The organism is Rhodococcus sp. WS3, from assembly GCF_003797085.1.
GTDB classification, from domain to species: Bacteria; Actinomycetota; Actinomycetes; order Mycobacteriales; family Mycobacteriaceae; genus Rhodococcus_F; species Rhodococcus_F globerula.
In genome coordinates, this window is the sequence record NZ_RKMA01000003.1 from 255000 (window position 1) to 270848 (window position 15849).

The 15849-nt window shown below is 58.4% G+C and carries 12 protein-coding genes; 5 read left to right on the forward strand and 7 right to left on the reverse strand.

The genetic code is table 11. The features are described 5' to 3' along the window. Positions 1-10 precede the first annotated feature (10 nt). From efeO to EEB13_RS22320, 3 genes are all read left to right on the forward strand, one after another. Entirely contained in the window at positions 11-1141 is a 1131-nt protein-coding gene (efeO, locus tag EEB13_RS22310) for an iron uptake system protein EfeO (protein WP_045069320.1), read from the forward strand. Next, on the forward strand, positions 1141-2427 hold the full coding sequence (gene efeB, locus EEB13_RS22315) for an iron uptake transporter deferrochelatase/peroxidase subunit (RefSeq protein WP_141486309.1): 1287 nt from the start codon (positions 1141-1143) through the stop codon (positions 2425-2427). The genes efeO and efeB overlap by 1 nt, the downstream gene beginning before the upstream one ends. A 117-nt stretch (positions 2428-2544) precedes the next feature. Next, positions 2545-3372: a glycoside hydrolase family 16 protein gene (locus EEB13_RS22320; RefSeq protein ID WP_233363443.1), complete on the forward strand. Its 828-nt coding sequence runs from the start codon at positions 2545-2547 to the stop codon at positions 3370-3372. 166 nt (positions 3373-3538) lie between these two features. Here the strand turns inward: EEB13_RS22320 and EEB13_RS22325 are convergent, their stop codons facing one another. Genes EEB13_RS22325 through EEB13_RS22350 form a run of 6 tightly spaced genes read right to left on the reverse strand, consistent with a single transcriptional unit; the run spans position 3539 to position 11355 of the window. Next, complete coding sequence (locus EEB13_RS22325) at positions 3539-4378, reverse strand: glycoside hydrolase family 16 protein (RefSeq protein WP_261984618.1); 840 nt, start codon at positions 4376-4378, stop codon at positions 3539-3541. Next, complete coding sequence (locus EEB13_RS22330; RefSeq protein WP_187328610.1) at positions 4375-5532, reverse strand: glycosyltransferase family 4 protein; 1158 nt, start codon at positions 5530-5532, stop codon at positions 4375-4377. Before EEB13_RS22330 ends, EEB13_RS22325 begins: the two co-directional genes overlap by 4 nt. Further along, positions 5525-7300 carry a hypothetical protein gene (locus EEB13_RS22335; protein ID WP_141486311.1) on the reverse strand — a complete coding sequence of 592 codons (1776 nt, stop codon included), beginning with the start codon at positions 7298-7300 and terminating at the stop codon, positions 5525-5527. Before EEB13_RS22335 ends, EEB13_RS22330 begins: the two co-directional genes overlap by 8 nt. Continuing rightward, positions 7297-9084 (reverse strand): glycosyltransferase family 2 protein, encoded by a 1788-nt coding sequence (locus tag EEB13_RS22340; protein WP_187328611.1) that lies wholly within the window; start codon positions 9082-9084, stop codon positions 7297-7299. Before EEB13_RS22340 ends, EEB13_RS22335 begins: the two co-directional genes overlap by 4 nt. A 4-nt stretch (positions 9085-9088) precedes the next feature. Then, complete coding sequence (locus EEB13_RS22345; RefSeq protein ID WP_141486313.1) at positions 9089-10321, reverse strand: lipopolysaccharide biosynthesis protein; 1233 nt, start codon at positions 10319-10321, stop codon at positions 9089-9091. A gap of 38 nt (positions 10322-10359) precedes the next feature. After that, positions 10360-11355, reverse strand: coding sequence for a glycosyltransferase family 2 protein (locus tag EEB13_RS22350; protein WP_141486314.1), 996 nt, complete (start codon positions 11353-11355; stop codon positions 10360-10362). 230 nt (positions 11356-11585) lie between these two features. Between EEB13_RS22350 and EEB13_RS22355 the strand changes: the two genes are divergently transcribed. Together EEB13_RS22355 and EEB13_RS22360 are read left to right on the forward strand one after the other, a co-directional pair. Next, positions 11586-12521 carry an endonuclease/exonuclease/phosphatase family protein gene (locus EEB13_RS22355; protein WP_141486315.1) on the forward strand — a complete coding sequence of 312 codons (936 nt, stop codon included), beginning with the start codon at positions 11586-11588 and terminating at the stop codon, positions 12519-12521. A 234-nt stretch (positions 12522-12755) separates the two neighbouring features. Then, the gene (locus EEB13_RS22360) at positions 12756-14549 is read left to right on the forward strand and encodes an alpha/beta hydrolase (RefSeq protein ID WP_141486316.1); all 1794 of its coding nucleotides are present in this window, start codon (positions 12756-12758) and stop codon (positions 14547-14549) included. A 271-nt stretch (positions 14550-14820) separates the two neighbouring features. Here the strand turns inward: EEB13_RS22360 and EEB13_RS22365 are convergent, their stop codons facing one another. Next, on the reverse strand, positions 14821-15603 hold the full coding sequence (locus EEB13_RS22365; RefSeq protein WP_095888475.1) for a glycosyltransferase family 2 protein: 783 nt from the start codon (positions 15601-15603) through the stop codon (positions 14821-14823). Positions 15604-15849: the final 246 nt, after the last annotated feature.

Below are 15849 nucleotides of genomic sequence, written 5' to 3' on the forward strand. Positions count from 1 at the left end.
ACTTCCAACGATGCGCAAATCCACTCTCGTGCTCGCGACAGCCGCGGTACTCCCCTTCTCACTTGCCGCGTGCACCGAGAAGTCGACGGCAAGCGACGGCGACGTCATCGTCACTGCCACCGATGATTCGTGCGACGTCAGTGCCACCACGGGTACGACGGGCAAGTCGACGTTCCAGGTCACCAACAACGGCACGAAGGTCACCGAGTTCTACGTCTTCGCCGAGGGTGACCGCGCGATGGGCGAGGTCGAGAACATCGGGCCCGGTCTGACGCGTCAGCTCATCGTCTCACTCCCCGAGGCAGCGACGTATCAGCTTGCGTGCAAGCCCGGAATGGTCGGAACCGGTATCCGACAGGACTTTGTCGTCACCGGCGATTCGCAGGCAGCCACCGACGAGAGTGGCCAGCTCGCAGAAGCAGCAGACGGGTACCGCCGATACATCCGCAGCCAGATCGTGGCACTACAGGACACCGCCGCTCAGTTCGTCGCAGCCGTTCAGTCGGGCGACATCGAGCAGGCAAAGGCGCTGTTCCCGATCACTCGCACGTACTACGAACGCATCGAGCCCGAGGCCGAGAGCTTCGGTGAGCTCGATCCCAAGCTCGACTTGCGTGAGGCAGACCTGGAGCCCGGCCAGGTCTGGACCGGCTTCCACCGCCTCGAGAAAGATCTGTGGGTCACCGGTCTGCAGCCCGACACCAATGCCGTCGCAGATCAGCTGCTCGTCGATATCCAGTATCTGGCTGATCAGGTAAACGCCGAAGACTACTCGGTCGATCCCACCAAGATCGCCGGCGATGCACAGGGACTGCTCGACGAGATCTCGACATCCAAGATCACCGGCGAAGAAGACATCTTCTCGCACACCGACCTGTGGGACTTCCAGGCCAACGTCGACGGCTCCCAGGCTGCGATCGCCGCTCTGAACCCGATTCTGCAGGAACGCAATCCCGAACTTGCCCAGCGTATCTCGGATCGATTTGCCGACCTCGACGCAGCGCTCGCGCAGTTCCGCGTCGGCGACGGATTTGTCTTCTACGACACCGTCACCGAAGCTCAGCGCCAGGAACTTTCACGTAAGATCGACGCTCTGTCCGCAGAGGTCAGCCAGGTTCAGGAAGTAGTTGCGGGACAGTAATGACTGATGCACCAGAGGGCACACCTAGCCCGGAAAATCCGACACCGCAAGGACTCTCACGGCGCAAACTGTTCGGCGCCGTGGGAGCCGGTGTTGCCCTCGCTGGTGCCGGTGCTGTTGTCGGACGGGTCACCGCTGACAACAGTTCCAGCACCGACAACTCCGACGTGGTGGCTTTTCGTGGTGACCATCAGGCCGGCATCACAACGCCCGCCCAGGATCGTATGCACTTCGTCGCGTTCGACGTGACGACGACGTCCCGCGACGAACTGATCGCTTTGTTGCAGACCTGGACCACAATGGCCGAGCGAATGACAAAGGGTGAGGAAGCAACCGAGGACGGTGCAACCGGTGACGGCCCGTATGCACCGCCGAGCGATACCGGCGAGGCACTCGACCTTGTTGCCTCACAACTGACTCTCACTATCGGTTTCGGACCGTCACTGTTCGACGACCGTTTCGGACTGGCTGACAAGAAGCCTGCTGCGCTACTGGACCTTCCGCATTTTCGGGCCGACAACCTCGATCCGACGCGCAGTGGCGGCGACATCGCAATCCAGGCGTGCGCCAACGATCCCCAGGTCGCGGTTCATGCCATCCGCAACCTCGCGCGCGTGGCCTTCGGAACGGCGTCGGTCAAATGGTCGCAACTAGGATTCGGGCGAACATCCTCGACGTCCACGACACAACAAACTCCGCGAAACCTGTTCGGGTTCAAGGACGGAACCGCCAACATCAAGGCGGAGGATCCAGCGCTACTGAGCGAACACGTCTGGGTCGACGGCGCCGACGATCAGGAATGGATGGCGGGGGGATCATTTCTGGTCGCCCGCCGCATCCGGATGCTGATCGAGCAATGGGATCGCACAGTCCTCAAGGAACAGGAAGCCGTCATCGGCAGGTCGAAGCGCAGTGGCGCTCCGCTCGGCGGAAAGGACGAGTTCGACGAACTCGATCTAGACTCGAAGGAAGGCCACGACTTCGTCATTCCCGAGGACGCACATGTCCGTCTGGCGTCGTCCGAAGAACTGGGCGGAATCCAAATCCTGCGGCGCGGATACAACTTCACCGATGGTTCCGACGGGCTCGGTCACCTCGACGCCGGCTTGTTCTTTGTTGCGTACTGCCGGAACCCTGTCGAGCAGTTTGTTCCGATGCAGCAAAACCTCTCCCGGCACGACGCGCTGAACGAATACATCCAGCACGTCGGTTCTGCCGTCTTTGCCTGCCCTGGCGGACTTTCAACAGGAAGTTATTGGGGCGAAACACTGTTTTCGAGCGAATAGACCGGGAAAAATCCCGATACCATACTTGGAACCAAACTGCACGTTATTACTATATCGAAATTATAACAATTCCGAACGATCGGGATTAAACCGACAACTCGAACTTACGATCTGCGCATGACAATTTCATCGATCCTTCGCACTTCCATAGTTTCAACAACTCTGGCAGTGGCGGCGATTACGCTGTCGCCCTTGGTATCACCGACAGCTGCGGCGGACCGCTTCACGGTCTACGCCTACGACGAGTTCAACGGTCCTGCAAATTCAGCTCCGAATCCAAACATCTGGCGTTACGAAACCGGCGGAGGCTGGGGAAACAACGAGAAACAGGTATATACCGATTCTCGCGCGAACTCCCGTTTGGACGGACAAGGCAATCTCCTGATTCAGACCCAAAAAGTTGGCAATACGATGACTTCCGCAAGGCTGGGGACTTACGGCAAGGTCGACTTCACCTACGGGCTACTCGAAGCAAGAATCAAACTGCCCGCGGGGAAGGGCTTACATCCGGCGTTTTGGACGCTCGGAACGAACCTGTACTCAGCAGGCTGGCCCGGCTGTGGTGAAATCGATGCCATCGAAACCATCAACGACGCAACGACATACACGAGCGCGGTCCATGGTCCGAAAAAATCAGGCACGAGAGTAACCGGCGTGTGGGATCGGAGCGTCGGTGGAACCCGCCCTGGCACCGACTTCACGGCATTTCACACCTATGGCATTCTGAAACGACCTGGTCGGATCGAAACGTACATCGACGGTGTCCGAATGCTGTATCTCGACAAGTCCCAAGTCTCCGGAGCCGAGGCATGGGTATTCGACGCCCCCGCATATACCTTGCTCAACATCGCGATTGGCGGAGACTGGCCTGGCGCAGTGAATTCCACGACCCCATGGCCAGCTACCATGACCGTGGACTATGTCCGATGGTTCCACGAAAACTGACTGGCGCCCACACCTACGTGGTAAGCGGACGAATTGCAGTCGATCCCTTCGCGGAGAAACACAACATTCCCGGAATCAGTAGGGATCGACTGCTCTCACGCGCACATCCTCTCCATGCGAATACCACTATGCTGCAAAGGATAAGCACGAGTTCCAACTACCGAACTCAGCGAAAGTAGCGGATCCAATCGACAGTCATCGTCGACACATCCGATGTGGTGATGTCTGTCGGACCTGGCCATTCACCGCCGACAGCGATATTCATCAACACGTAAAAAGGCTTGTCGAATACCCATTTGGCGCCCTCAGGTGCCTCACTACGCAAGTAGTCACCAACAACGACCCCGTCGATGACGATGGAAATCGAGTCAACAGTTCTCATCACCTCGTAGATGTGAAAGTCTTCGGAGGCATCACTGCCCAGTGGTCCGTCGGACGACATCTTCCATTTGCCCTCGGAATGTGCGGCCGGATCAACCCACGGCCCGTGCACGGCATTGTGAAACTCTGCGCCGTCATGGACCAACTCCATGATGTCAATCTCGCCACTTTCTGGATATCCAACCGTTTCAAGATCCTCACCAAGCAACCAGAAGGCGGGATGAATCCCCGGGGACATAGGAAACTTGATGCGTGCCGCGAGTGTCCCCTCGGTAAACGTGAACTTGTCCCTGGTCACGATTCGCGCCGACGTGAATCCTTTGTCCGTACGACGCGCTTGCAGTACAAGATTGCCGTTGCCATCCAGCGAGGCGTTATCGACGGAATCGGTATAGACCTGCTTCTCCTGGTTTCCCCAACCACCACCCCCGACATCGAAGCCCCACAACGCCGGATTCGGCGGTTGTCCTGCCGCTCCATCGAATTCGTCGGAACCGAGTGCCCCCACCATCATTCGCATCTCCGGAATTCGCGTGACGTCGTTTACGCAGGAGCTGACAAGGAGCAGTGACGTGAGCGAGAGTACGACACCCGAACGCACGGCGACCGCCGAATTCCTACTCATTTCATAGCCTTTCGATATATCTCGATCATCCGCTCAGCTCGTGCCGAAGCCTCGTGATTCTGTGACACCGTGTCGTGTGCGCGTTCTACCAATTGTGTTCGGAGATTACCGTCCGATACCAGCGAGAGAACCTTTCTAGCAATATCGGACGCGTCACCCGGCGTAGTCAACAGACCGTTTTGACCGTCGACCACGTAGTCGAGAAAACCGCCGGTCCGACTGGCCACCACAGGAGTTCCGACCGACATGGCTTCAATCGCGATCATCCCGAACGGTTCTCGCATCGAAGGTACACACAAGATGTCGACTGACCGTAGGATCTCGGCAACGTCGTCACGCTGACCGACAAACCGGACAGCACCTGGTAGCAACGCCTCAGCCAGCCGCCGAAGTCCTGTGGCGTAGTCGGCATTCCCGTCTGTTGGTCCACCAACGACAACTAAATGCACGTCTCCTCCGACAGAACGGATCTCGGACACTGCCTCGATCAGCGTTTCGATGCCCTTCACCGGATCCATTCGACCGACCACCGCAACCAGCACAGAGTCCGGCGAGTTGGTCAATTCTGCTCGCACCGATCCGCGACCGGGAGTAAAGATCGCCGTGTCGACCGCCTGTGGGACGACACTCGCCTTCCGCTGTGCCCGAACCGACAGTTGTTCCAGTGCGGCATTGCTCACGGCAATCGACGCGGAGGCACCCCGCACCGCTGCACTGAGCAACGAGCGCCCTCTCCCCTCGTTGAGGATGTCATGAATTTCGAGCACCACCGGCGTTCGTGTCAATCGACCCGCCGCAACACAATCCAGATGGGACAGAAGAGAATTCGAGTGAATTATATCCGCGCGCAGCGCCTGTCTTCGAAACGCCGAAATCCACGATGCGGATCGCGGAATCTGAGACAACAACGCAGAGGCCGGCGCGGATCCACCCGACGAATCACGCAAACCCACGCGTTGTTCATCTGGCATGCCCACAAACTCGAGGCCCATGGCCGTCCACGCCCGTTCGAGTCCGCCCCCGGCAGGAGCTGCCATCACGACGTTCACACCGCGTTCGCGGAGGTGCGGAAGGAGTCGAATGACGCTGTGCTCGATACCAGTGACGTCACGAGTCAGGGTAGATGTCACGACCCGGAGGGTTCCGTCAGCCACCGTCCCCACCTTTCTGCAGGCTTGGCGCGCGCTCGAATACTACAAATCCGTTGCCCTCGAGAAAGACATGCCATGCGGGATCCGCCCTCATCCGGGTCTCGAGATTCGGCAGTGCATCCTCCGGGGACAAGCCGAAATACCAGTTGTAGAAAACCATTTGATCGGAGATCGCAAAGTACGTCGCCCGGCTTTCGGCCACGAAGTGCTCGTTGAATGTCGAATACTCTTCATCGGTATTGAAGTCCACCCCGTAGAACAGCGTCGAAGCCTCAGGCTGAATATCGAATTTCGGGTCGACGCCAGCAAGCCTCAAATAGGCTTGTGTCGGCCGGTCGGGCCACGCAGGCGACAGAGCCCTCAGCACACCGTTCGGATCGGCGGTTTCCAGGACTTCCGACGCTGCTTTCACAACTACAGGCTTGGTCAGATAGGCAAACCACGCGCCGAAGTATGCCTCTGACGACGACAAGGTCGCGCCCAGAAGCATGATGGCGACAACTATCATCTTTGTGCGCGGCACTCGCCTTGCGCGGAGCATCCAAGTGAGCGGAAATGCCAATAGCAGGCAGCACCCCACCAGGCAGTAGAGGTATACCCGGAATATCGCTTCCCCGCCGTAGCCTTGCCCAGCCAGAATCGCCAACGGCGCAAAAGCGATGATCACCAAGGCGAATACGGGTAGCTTTCTGCGCCACATGATGATCGCGGTGACAGCCGATGCCGCCAGCAAACCGACGGTCAGTAGGCGCATCGTCAAACTCGCAAAGGACTGTCCGGGGGTAGGAGTGAGACTCGCCCCGGCCAGATTGGACTTCGCATTCGACGCCAGATCAAACGAGAACTTGGCGAAATCTCCTGCGCTGTCCCAGTTGTATACGAGGAAACCGACTGCGACGCTGCCAAACACGAACATAAGCCACCAAGGCCGGAACATCCGAGAGATCGTCAGCGCTCCGATGATCAACCCCATCCAGTACGGAGTCAGTTGATGCGTGACGACGATTGCGCAGAAGATGACGACCATCACGAGGACCAGGTTTGGGCGATCTCTGGATGCTCCGACGAGCGTCAGGAAGGCAAGAACGAGTATCATCGCGAGCGATTGCGGCGCAAAGTAGTCCTGTGCAACCCAATTGAGGACCTCGAACAGGAACGTCGCGGAGATCGCCGTCGGTACATCGAGTCGCCACGCCCGCCCCATACAGTAGAAGAACACGACCATGAGCAAATGCGCACAGATTGCGAACCAGTTCGCGATCGTGATGTCGGGGACTCCTGTCACCCGCGAAAACCACGCTGTCGCAGTAAAAAGCCCGGGCCAACCGTTGTACACGTCAACCCCACGAGCGAGAAAGTGACTGCGTTGGATCAGGTCGGTCACACCGAGGTGTTTGTAGGTCCATGTGTAGAGCGGAACGTCCGATGCAATGAGTGTGGCTGTCCGTTGTATCAGCGCAATCACAATCACGGCTGCGAAGGACGACCGGTTGTTCCGTCGGTACATTGCGACGACAAACCCGATCACGGACAGGACGATCGATACCACGAAGAAGGGAGAGGCCGCGAATAGCAACCCGAAATCGGAGGGTTCCGCAGTGGATAGCGATGGGGTCGAAATCCACCAACTCGTCACGGCCGCAGCAAGAATCGACCACGAGATCCGGTCACGGCTTTGGACTGCCGGTTTTTCGATGACAGAAAGCACATCAGTCGGGTCACCGGATGAATCGACTGGTGCGGCACCTACAGGTTTCTCCAAGATAGTCATGACCGTCTGCGCAGCGTAGGAATAGACACCGTCATCTGCGGACGTGCGACGAGAAGGTACACGCGTAGTGACGCCAGAACTACTGTTACAAGGCTGGGAATCACTAACTGCGAGAAGGGGTAATACTCCTCGATCGTTGTCATGAACAGCGTCATCAGAACGATGATCGAAATACCCAGCGCAGGAACAGCTGCAGTCCGCACGTACCCGGGTTGATTCGGATAGAAGGACATGATGGCAGCGCCTGGTCCCACTATGACAAAGAAGAGAACCAGCATTCCGCTGAGAGTTCCAGTCGCGCCCATTATCGCGGCCAGCAGGCCACTGACACCGCCAACCACTCCGAGGGCGGCAAGCTTGTGTTCACCGGTAGGGAAACGATTTTCAATCTTCTTGACCAGGTGCGTAATTGGACCGGATAGGTGCGGACCTCGGATTATCGGGCTCGAGCGGACATCTTCGCCGGCGGATGCGAGGGGTTTACTCTTCAGGCCTGCGCGGCGAGAACGAATCAATGCGGCGGGTCCTCGCAGAACTGCCCACCGCTCGAGCTTGGGCAGTCTGTCGAGATCCGGAGTCAGAGGTACTCGGCCTGCAACCGGTTTGGACACTGCGCCAAAATGTCTAAGCCCTTTGACAGAGCGACTCGCCAACATCAAGGCCGTGCGCGGGTTCAGCATCAGTTTCGTGATCCATGCCCCCAATCCGAGTCCGTAGTCCGCCATCTGCTTGTCGAGGCCTGCGTTGTCGATCCGGTGCCTGTGCCACACACGCGCAGCAGGTTCGTAAACCAACGCTCCGCCACTGAGAAGTATGCGCACGAACATGTCGATGTCCTCGCCGCCGCCACAGGGCGAACCCACTCCGAGTCCCTCGTCGAATCCGCCGAGTGCAAGTACCGCGGAGCGACGTACTGCGAAGTTCGCGCCTGTTCCGAAGTTTCCCACTTCGAAGGGGAACAACGGATCAGCTGGTGGTGGCGCCGCCATCCGATACGTCTTCTGCACCAAGTTCTTCGACCAACTGACGCGTCGGTCGAAGTACGCTTGCGCAGCCGTCGAAACTTCACCTGTTGGCACGAGCCCGGTAACCAACTGGACGTCGTCGGCCACAGCAAATCCACCGACTATCCCGCGGAGCCAATTACGGTCGATCACGACATCGTCGTCGGTGAACGCGACGATGTCATGGGTGGCGGCTGTCAATCCGATATTGCGTGCCTTCGACAACCCTCGTTCGGGCGCGCCCACCAACCGGATTCCTTCGAATTCTGCAACCACAGGCGGTGTCAGACCCGACGACGGATCGTTATCCACCACCAGGACTTCGTAGCTGCTGTAGTCGAGGTCCGCAAGCGAATTGAGTACTTCCCGAAGCAGTTCCGGTCGATTCATGGTGCAGATAATCAGCGTCACCAGCACTTCAGGAAGGGGCGGGGAAGCTACGGCGCCGGTTTGTGGCAACAGATCCAACGCCTCTCGGGACCTGATCACTCCGTCCGCCACGTGCACTTCGACAAAAGCCGACGATCCATTCAGACGAGACACCAGGAGTCGAGCCCGGATGTAGCGGTGCCCGCCTGCGAGTGCTACGAAGGGCGCAGCGAGTAGCTCCCATTCGTCGACCTGTCCAATCCAGATCGCACCAGCCCATAGTTCGATGTTCGGTGTGGGCGCCATGACAGGTTGTAGGATCGTGATCCCGTCGGATCGATGATTCTGCACCACAATCTCTTTCGTCATATCAGCGGCACTTGCATTGCCGGAGTTGTCATCGCGATTCATGCCATCAAACCTCATACTGAAATACCCGTTTTCTTATCGAATCCCGACGCCGCGCTACGCCGAATACCGCCGCGATACTTGCCGCTGCCTGCGCGATACCAACCGTGAGCGCAGCACCCACAGCTCCCCACAAATGGCAGGCGAAGGGCAAAATTGCCATCACAACAGCGGCGAACAGACCGTTGATCACCACAAGCGGGCCGATCTCGCGTCGTGCACGCTGCAACGCCGACCACACGACGAACATCGTCCGCAACAACGATCCGAGTGCGAGCAGCACAACTACGAGTTCCGCGTTCAGATCGAGATACTCGGGATTGAGAATTCCAAAGATCACGGGCGCCGCCAGCGACAGGAGAATGCCTCCCACCGCTACCAGGACCGAAACACGAACGAACAACACCAGCGCCATCTTCGAACCTTCACGGGGGTTCTTCGACGCGTGAACCACGAGCGACGTTCCCATCGCAGAACCTACGAACTCCAGTGTTTGAGCGATGCTCATCGACAGAGAGAAGACCGCACCCTGCACAGGCCCCGCGTATGCCGTCACCAGGAAGGGCATCAGCAGAATGACACCGATTCCCATCGCCTGCGTGGGCACCGCCTGCTTGCACATTCGGACAACCTCGGTTGCCGCTGCCTCTGCCGTCCACGTTCCTTGGCGTGCACTCGCGGTGCGCTCCGACACGATGCGCCCGATGAACACGCGCATCGCCACCACTGCGACCCCGCCTACCAACACTGTCGCCATGACAATCGGTTGCCAGTTCGCCAACCACACGAGCAGCAGAAGGACTGCGATTCGGCCCAAACTGACGGCGCCGTTGACCAGTGGTTGTCTCCGTGCTTCGTCCAGGCTGGTCAATGTGCTGTTCTGCAGAACGAACAGTCCCCAGACGATTACTCCCGCGAATACCATCGCAGCAACGGGGATCGAAAATCTGACCTCGGAAATGAACACCACGGCTGCGCCCGCTGCGATAATGCCTGAAGGAACGGACAATAGGTAGAAAACCCGCAGACCGCGTCGATACACTGACGGTAATTCAGGGCCAGCTGCCGGCATCATCGAGTTGAACACGTCGCCAACACCCGTCCCGATCACCATGGCAGGTGCGGTTACCAATGCCAACAATGCGGTCATAACGCCAAGTTGCGCGGGCGGCAGGATCAGCGCGGCAATAGCCCAAAATCCCATTCCCAGAGCAGCATTGATGACTTGCGCGGATGCCATCGACGCTGCATCGGAATAGATTCGTGGTCCGTCCGCCATCACGACGGCCCTGGAAACCGTGAGCGCCGAAGGCCGATTGCAGTTGCTGATGCAGCACCCAGTCCCGCGGAACCAATTCCCGCCATCAGCGCGGCAGCCTTGGACGCCGACGCATTTCGGCCACCGGCATACCTTCTGACGCCCTGGGTCAAGACGGTTCGAACGTAACTACGCTCGTCGGAGAGTTCGTCGGAATTGTTCTCGTCGTGACGAAGTTCGACCTTTCCCTTTCCTTCCGAGTAACAGCGCCTCAGAAAAAACCGGAAGGTGCTCCTGTGTTGCGGAATTTCGTGATCGATCACGGCAGTGGGCACGTAGATCCAGTGAAAATCCTGACCGTGCTCCGACATTCTGATGCATAGATCGGTGTCTTCTGGTTGAGACCGATTTCCTTGCTTGCCAAACCCCACTCGAAAGCCACCGACCGCGCGGAAGACCTCGGTTCGGACCGCCATGTTGCCGCTCCACACGTTTCGCACCCTCGAGGTAACGACCGGCATTCCGAGGAACGACTCTCCGACAACCCAACCGAACTCGTCAGGGAACCAGTTCGGCTTGGCCGATGCCCAGACCGCGCGGTACCGACCGCCGGTGCCCACAACCGCCCCGTCGACGAACGGCGCCATTAACGCCGCCAACCAATCGCGCTCCGCGATCTCGTCATCGTCGAGGAAAGCCGTATACGGCGTAGCCACAAGTTCGACACCGGCATTGCGCGCACCCGACGCTCCTCCTGGACCATTCTCATATGACACAACGGAGATTTCGGGCAACTCACGTCGAAGCCGCTCCACGAGTTCGGGATTGTGATCGACGGCAACGATGATCTGGTCCACTGGTACGGACTGGGCGACAACCGATCGAACTGCGTTCGTGATCCCATGCCAACGCGCCATCGAGTAGCAGGCGATCACCACACTGACAGCTGTGGACACCCGATCCACGCCAGCCGTCGACGCGCAGCCTTGTCGAGCACTGTCATTTTGTGTGAGCACGATCACCCCTCTGGACTCTTTGCCGACTGAACTTCGAGGCTCTTCACAGGCAAATCACCCAATTTCTGCCCGGAATCGGGTCGGGCACAACGCCCTCAACACCTCAATAAGCAAACTATTGGTTTGTTTGTCTGGTTTAACACCCTCAATCTCCCCGTTTAAGGTGTCACCACAACATACCCCAGTAATGTTCCAGCGATCATCTTTGCAAAGTCGGGTACAACCGACTGGTGACCTTTCTCAGATGGATAGGCTGGGCCATGTTGGCTGTAACCGGCGGGCTGCTCCTACTTCGATACCTTCCACTCCGCCACCCCGGTCTGATCTCGCTCGTCGTCGCCGTGCCCTACTTGCCGTTCGTGATGCTGCCGGCGACGGTCGGGCTGCTGGCAAGCCGCGAGTGGATCGGTTCGGCCATCGGCATCACCCTGATCACACTCACCCTCGGCACTCAACTCACAATCCCCGGATCACCCCCTCCCACAGGGGACCAGCTACGAGTCCTGTCGATTAATGTCGCCAAGGGAACTGCCGAGTCACAATCGACACTGACCACGGCACGCGAACAGAATGCGGACATCGTCGCCATTCAAGAGTTGACACCAGCCTTCCAACAAAGGCTGACCGAGGGTGGGATCAACGACGCTTTCCCTTATTCCATTGTTCGAGCTGGCCAGGGAGCCACCGGCACCGGACTTTGGAGCAGGATTCCCCTCGCTCACACCCGAGAGTTGGATAACTTCGGATTCGCGTGTGTCGCCGCTACCTTCGAATTCGACGGTGCCATGTTCGACATCGTCGCGACCCACATCACCGCGCCCGTCCAGGATCAAGATTCCTCCGCATGGGTCTCGGACCTCGCGGAAATCAGCAATGTGATCCAATCGAATCCGTACCCCACAATCATCGCCGGCGACTTCAACTCGACGTTGGACCACAAACAGTTCCGCGATGTACTTCACCTGGAAACCGCGGATGCTGCTCGACAAGCCGGACGCTCGTATGCAACAACATTTCCGGCCGACTGGTCACTTCCTCCGTTCACCGCACTCGACCACATCCTGGTACCGAAGCCCCTTCGCGCTACCGATTTCCGAACGGTGCGCGTGACGGGATCCGACCATCTCGGAATCGTCTCCACCTTGTCATCGCGGGGGTCCCGCTGACACACTGCTGCGCAACCGAGGCAATCATTCAGCAATGTTAAAACAAACCTGTATATTGTTTTTCCGTAGGTAAAAAGTCATCGAGTTTACGGGCGATTGCGGCATCGACATCTCCAGTATCGAGTGCGGGTTCGCTGTCGATGGCGACATGACGAGGCACAGAGGACTCACATGCTGTCAGCTCGAGCAGACGATCGATCCGGTTCACCATCCCGCGCGATGGAATCCCGATCGATGGCGCAGAATCAGCCTGGTCCCACCGGTCGGGTGACGTACAAGATTCACCCGGTTGTCGGCGGTGGAAAGTTCACCACGTGGTTCGGTCCCGAGACCGCTCCACTACTCGGCACTCTTCATGTTCCTGCGGGGGGTACAGCGCGCGGAGGGGTCGTGCTGTGCCCCCCTGTCGGGAAAGAACACGTCGATTCCTACCGTGGCCTCGTCTTACTGGCACAAAAACTATGCGCGCAGGGCCATCTCGTGCTCCGCTTCGACTACTACTGCACCGGCGATTCTTCGGGGGAGCAAACCCAGGCAAACGCGGTCGAACTCTGGGAGTCCAGCGTTCGCGAGGCGGCCGGATATCTTCGCCGGTGCGGAACCGACACGGTGACCGTTCTCGGACTTCGCGTCGGTGCGCTGGTAGGTGCGCGAGCGGCAGCTGACATCGACGGGGTCAATGCACTTGTCCTGTGGGATCCGGTGGTCTCCGGCCGCAAGTTCCTGCACCGACAGAAAGCTCTTGTGAGCCTCACGAGCAGGACAGACGCCGAGCAGCAGTATGTTTCACTCATCGGGATGGCTCTCCACCGATCCGCCGCACAACAACTTTCAAATATGGACCTCACATCAACGCCGATCGATTCGTCGGTGCGCGTCCTGATCGCCACCCGTCCAGAACACGCGGACAACCGCGGAATTACACGTTTGGTCGAGCGGACCGACGCCGAGCACTTCGTCGTGGACGAGCAGATCGAGTTCATCGAGCCAGCCGATTTCGCCGTACGAGTACCGGCGAAGACAATCACGTCGATCGCCGACTGGATCGACGCGGCAACCACCCGCAAACGTTCATCCGTGGCAGTGCAGCTTCGAGACTCGGCCAATCTTGTCGACCCCCGGTCCGGAAGAACTGTGACAGAACAGCTTTCACACCGCGGAACCCACAACATGTTCACAATCCAAACGACACCGGCAGGAAGCGCGCCTGGTGGACCGACGCTGGTCGTTTATGGAACAGCATCGGAACATCGAGTTGGCCCCAGTCGCCTGTGGGTAGAACTCGCCCGCGCGTTGGCTGCTCACGGCGTCAGTACCATTCGCTTCGATCGCGCGTCAACCGGCGAAACCTGGCCTGCTGACGATCACGAGATCAGTACAATCTACACACCCGAACAACGAACAGACGCGGTTGATGTGGTCGAGCTTGCTGGCGCACCAGCCGGGAATCTTATTGTCGCCGGACTCTGCTCGGGATCCTGGAGCGCAGCGATCGCTGCGGCCGAAGTCGGCGCTCGTCACGCAATACTCGTTAACCCCCTGCGATGGACTACACGCCAGATTGAGTTCACTCGAAGTCACGAGCTCGCAGGCGATGTCCCAGGAAAGCGATCTCTGGCACTCCGCGCGCATGATGCTGCTGTCCGCTTCAAGGACGTCATACGAGATCGACTCCCCTATCGCCTATGGCTTCAGTTGGGACAAATCGGTCTGGTCCAAGTGCCAGAGGTGCTCCTGCGCCCACTGAGCATCGCCGGCGTGAATGCCACTGTGCTGTTGTCACCTGGTGATCACCGATGGTTCTTGGAGAACCGCGGACCCACCGGACTCTCCCGACTGCAACAACTTCCGGGATCGGTAGACACACGATTACTCCCCGCAGGCGATCACCCACTCATCGGTTACCCGATCCGGGAATCTGCGCGAGCCGAAATGACATCTGCAATTCTTGACGCATTTGGCATCCGCGAAACCACCCTGCCCAATGAACCTCAAGACTTCGCTAACGCCGTCGGAATCGCCCGCTGATTCCGGACAGAAGTCCAACACCACGGAACTGTTGGCATGGGCACAGACCACAGTCTCTGCCGGAGCGAAGATGTTGGTGAGCAGATTGCGGATGGCCGCAGCGGCATCGGCGGTCGGGATCAAATGCACGAAACAGTGGCATGGGACAATATTCACACATTAATAGCTGCGTTCCCGTGAAACGATCCAAGAGGGTGTTTCAAAGCATAAATGAGACGGATGCCCCGCCCTCGATCGAACGATGGGCGGGGCGAGACGACGCAAATACTTGTTAACGTTTGGTGGACTTTCTGCCTGTGACACGTCGCTCGCTACGAATAGTCCGAAGCACTCTGAACCCGTCGCGAACAGCATTCAGATTGCTCTCACCGTGAATGCGGTCCCGCTCGTAGCTCGGGACTTCTGTGATTTTCAGACCTGCGTTGGAAACACGAACGTTGATCAACGTTTCGATCTCGAAGCCATCCCCCCATTGAGCATCGGGAGCAGCGGTTTCTGGGAGGTCCATGACGGGGATGTGATGACGCCAGAAAGCATTGTAGCCGTAGCAGAGATCGCTGAAGGCTGCGCCGAACTTGATGTTGACGATTCCGTTCAACGCCTTGTTGCCAAGCTTTCGTGAGAACGTGATGTCGTCACTACCTCCACCCAGTGCGAACCTCGTCCCCTTCGCGAAGTCAGCACCGGCAATGAGCGCCGATACGAACAGAGGGATTTCAGCCGGATCCGTAGACCCGTCCGCATCTATCATCACGACGATGTCCGATGTTGCGGCCAAGAATCCGCACGCGAGTGCGTTGCCTTTTCCTCGCCGAGTCTGCGTGACGATCGTGGCCGTCGGCCACAGCTTCCTGGCAACCTCTATCGAATCGTCCACCGAATGTCCGTCCACGAATACGATCTCGTCGATGTTGTCGGGCATCCGCGCTGCAACGTGTGGAAGGTTCTTGGCCTCGTTCATAGCTGGAACTACAACCGTCACACTCGGACGTCGAGGGCTCGTGCCATGTGCCTGCCGGCTTGCTCGGATGCTCTCACTGGTGTCCACGCTCATTGGTACTCATCTCCCCGTTTCGACCCCCGACGGCTTAGACCGCGGATAACGTAGTAATTCTCAAGCAATCACCTTGATGGCCAGCCTGGTTTTGACTGCCCGATGGTGACACTCGACAGCTCGCCCCACCTCTAACGAACTCAACGTCCGGTACCCAAAATCCCCAAATAGGCGTGCACCGGTTTGCGTTTCGAACATAAACATACCTCAGGTTTGTTTTATTTGCAGCCTAGAATCAACGTGATC

What these genes read in the sequence shown, in the direction of transcription:
- EEB13_RS22360 (WP_141486316.1), top strand. Translation starts at nt 12,756, where the DNA reads ATGGCGCAGAATCAGCCTGGTCCCACCGGTCGGGTGACGTACAAGATT.
- EEB13_RS22365 (WP_095888475.1), bottom strand. Translation starts at nt 15,603, where the DNA reads ATGAGCGTGGACACCAGTGAGAGCATCCGAGCAAGCCGGCAGGCACAT.
- efeO (WP_045069320.1), top strand. Translation starts at nt 11, where the DNA reads ATGCGCAAATCCACTCTCGTGCTCGCGACAGCCGCGGTACTCCCCTTC.
- EEB13_RS22320 (WP_233363443.1), top strand. Translation starts at nt 2,545, where the DNA reads ATGACAATTTCATCGATCCTTCGCACTTCCATAGTTTCAACAACTCTG.
- EEB13_RS22335 (WP_141486311.1), bottom strand. Translation starts at nt 7,300, where the DNA reads ATGACTATCTTGGAGAAACCTGTAGGTGCCGCACCAGTCGATTCATCC.
- efeB (WP_141486309.1), top strand. Translation starts at nt 1,141, where the DNA reads ATGACTGATGCACCAGAGGGCACACCTAGCCCGGAAAATCCGACACCG.
- EEB13_RS22325 (WP_261984618.1), bottom strand. Translation starts at nt 4,378, where the DNA reads ATGAGTAGGAATTCGGCGGTCGCCGTGCGTTCGGGTGTCGTACTCTCG.
- EEB13_RS22340 (WP_187328611.1), bottom strand. Translation starts at nt 9,084, where the DNA reads ATGAATCGCGATGACAACTCCGGCAATGCAAGTGCCGCTGATATGACG.
- EEB13_RS22345 (WP_141486313.1), bottom strand. Translation starts at nt 10,321, where the DNA reads ATGGCATCCGCGCAAGTCATCAATGCTGCTCTGGGAATGGGATTTTGG.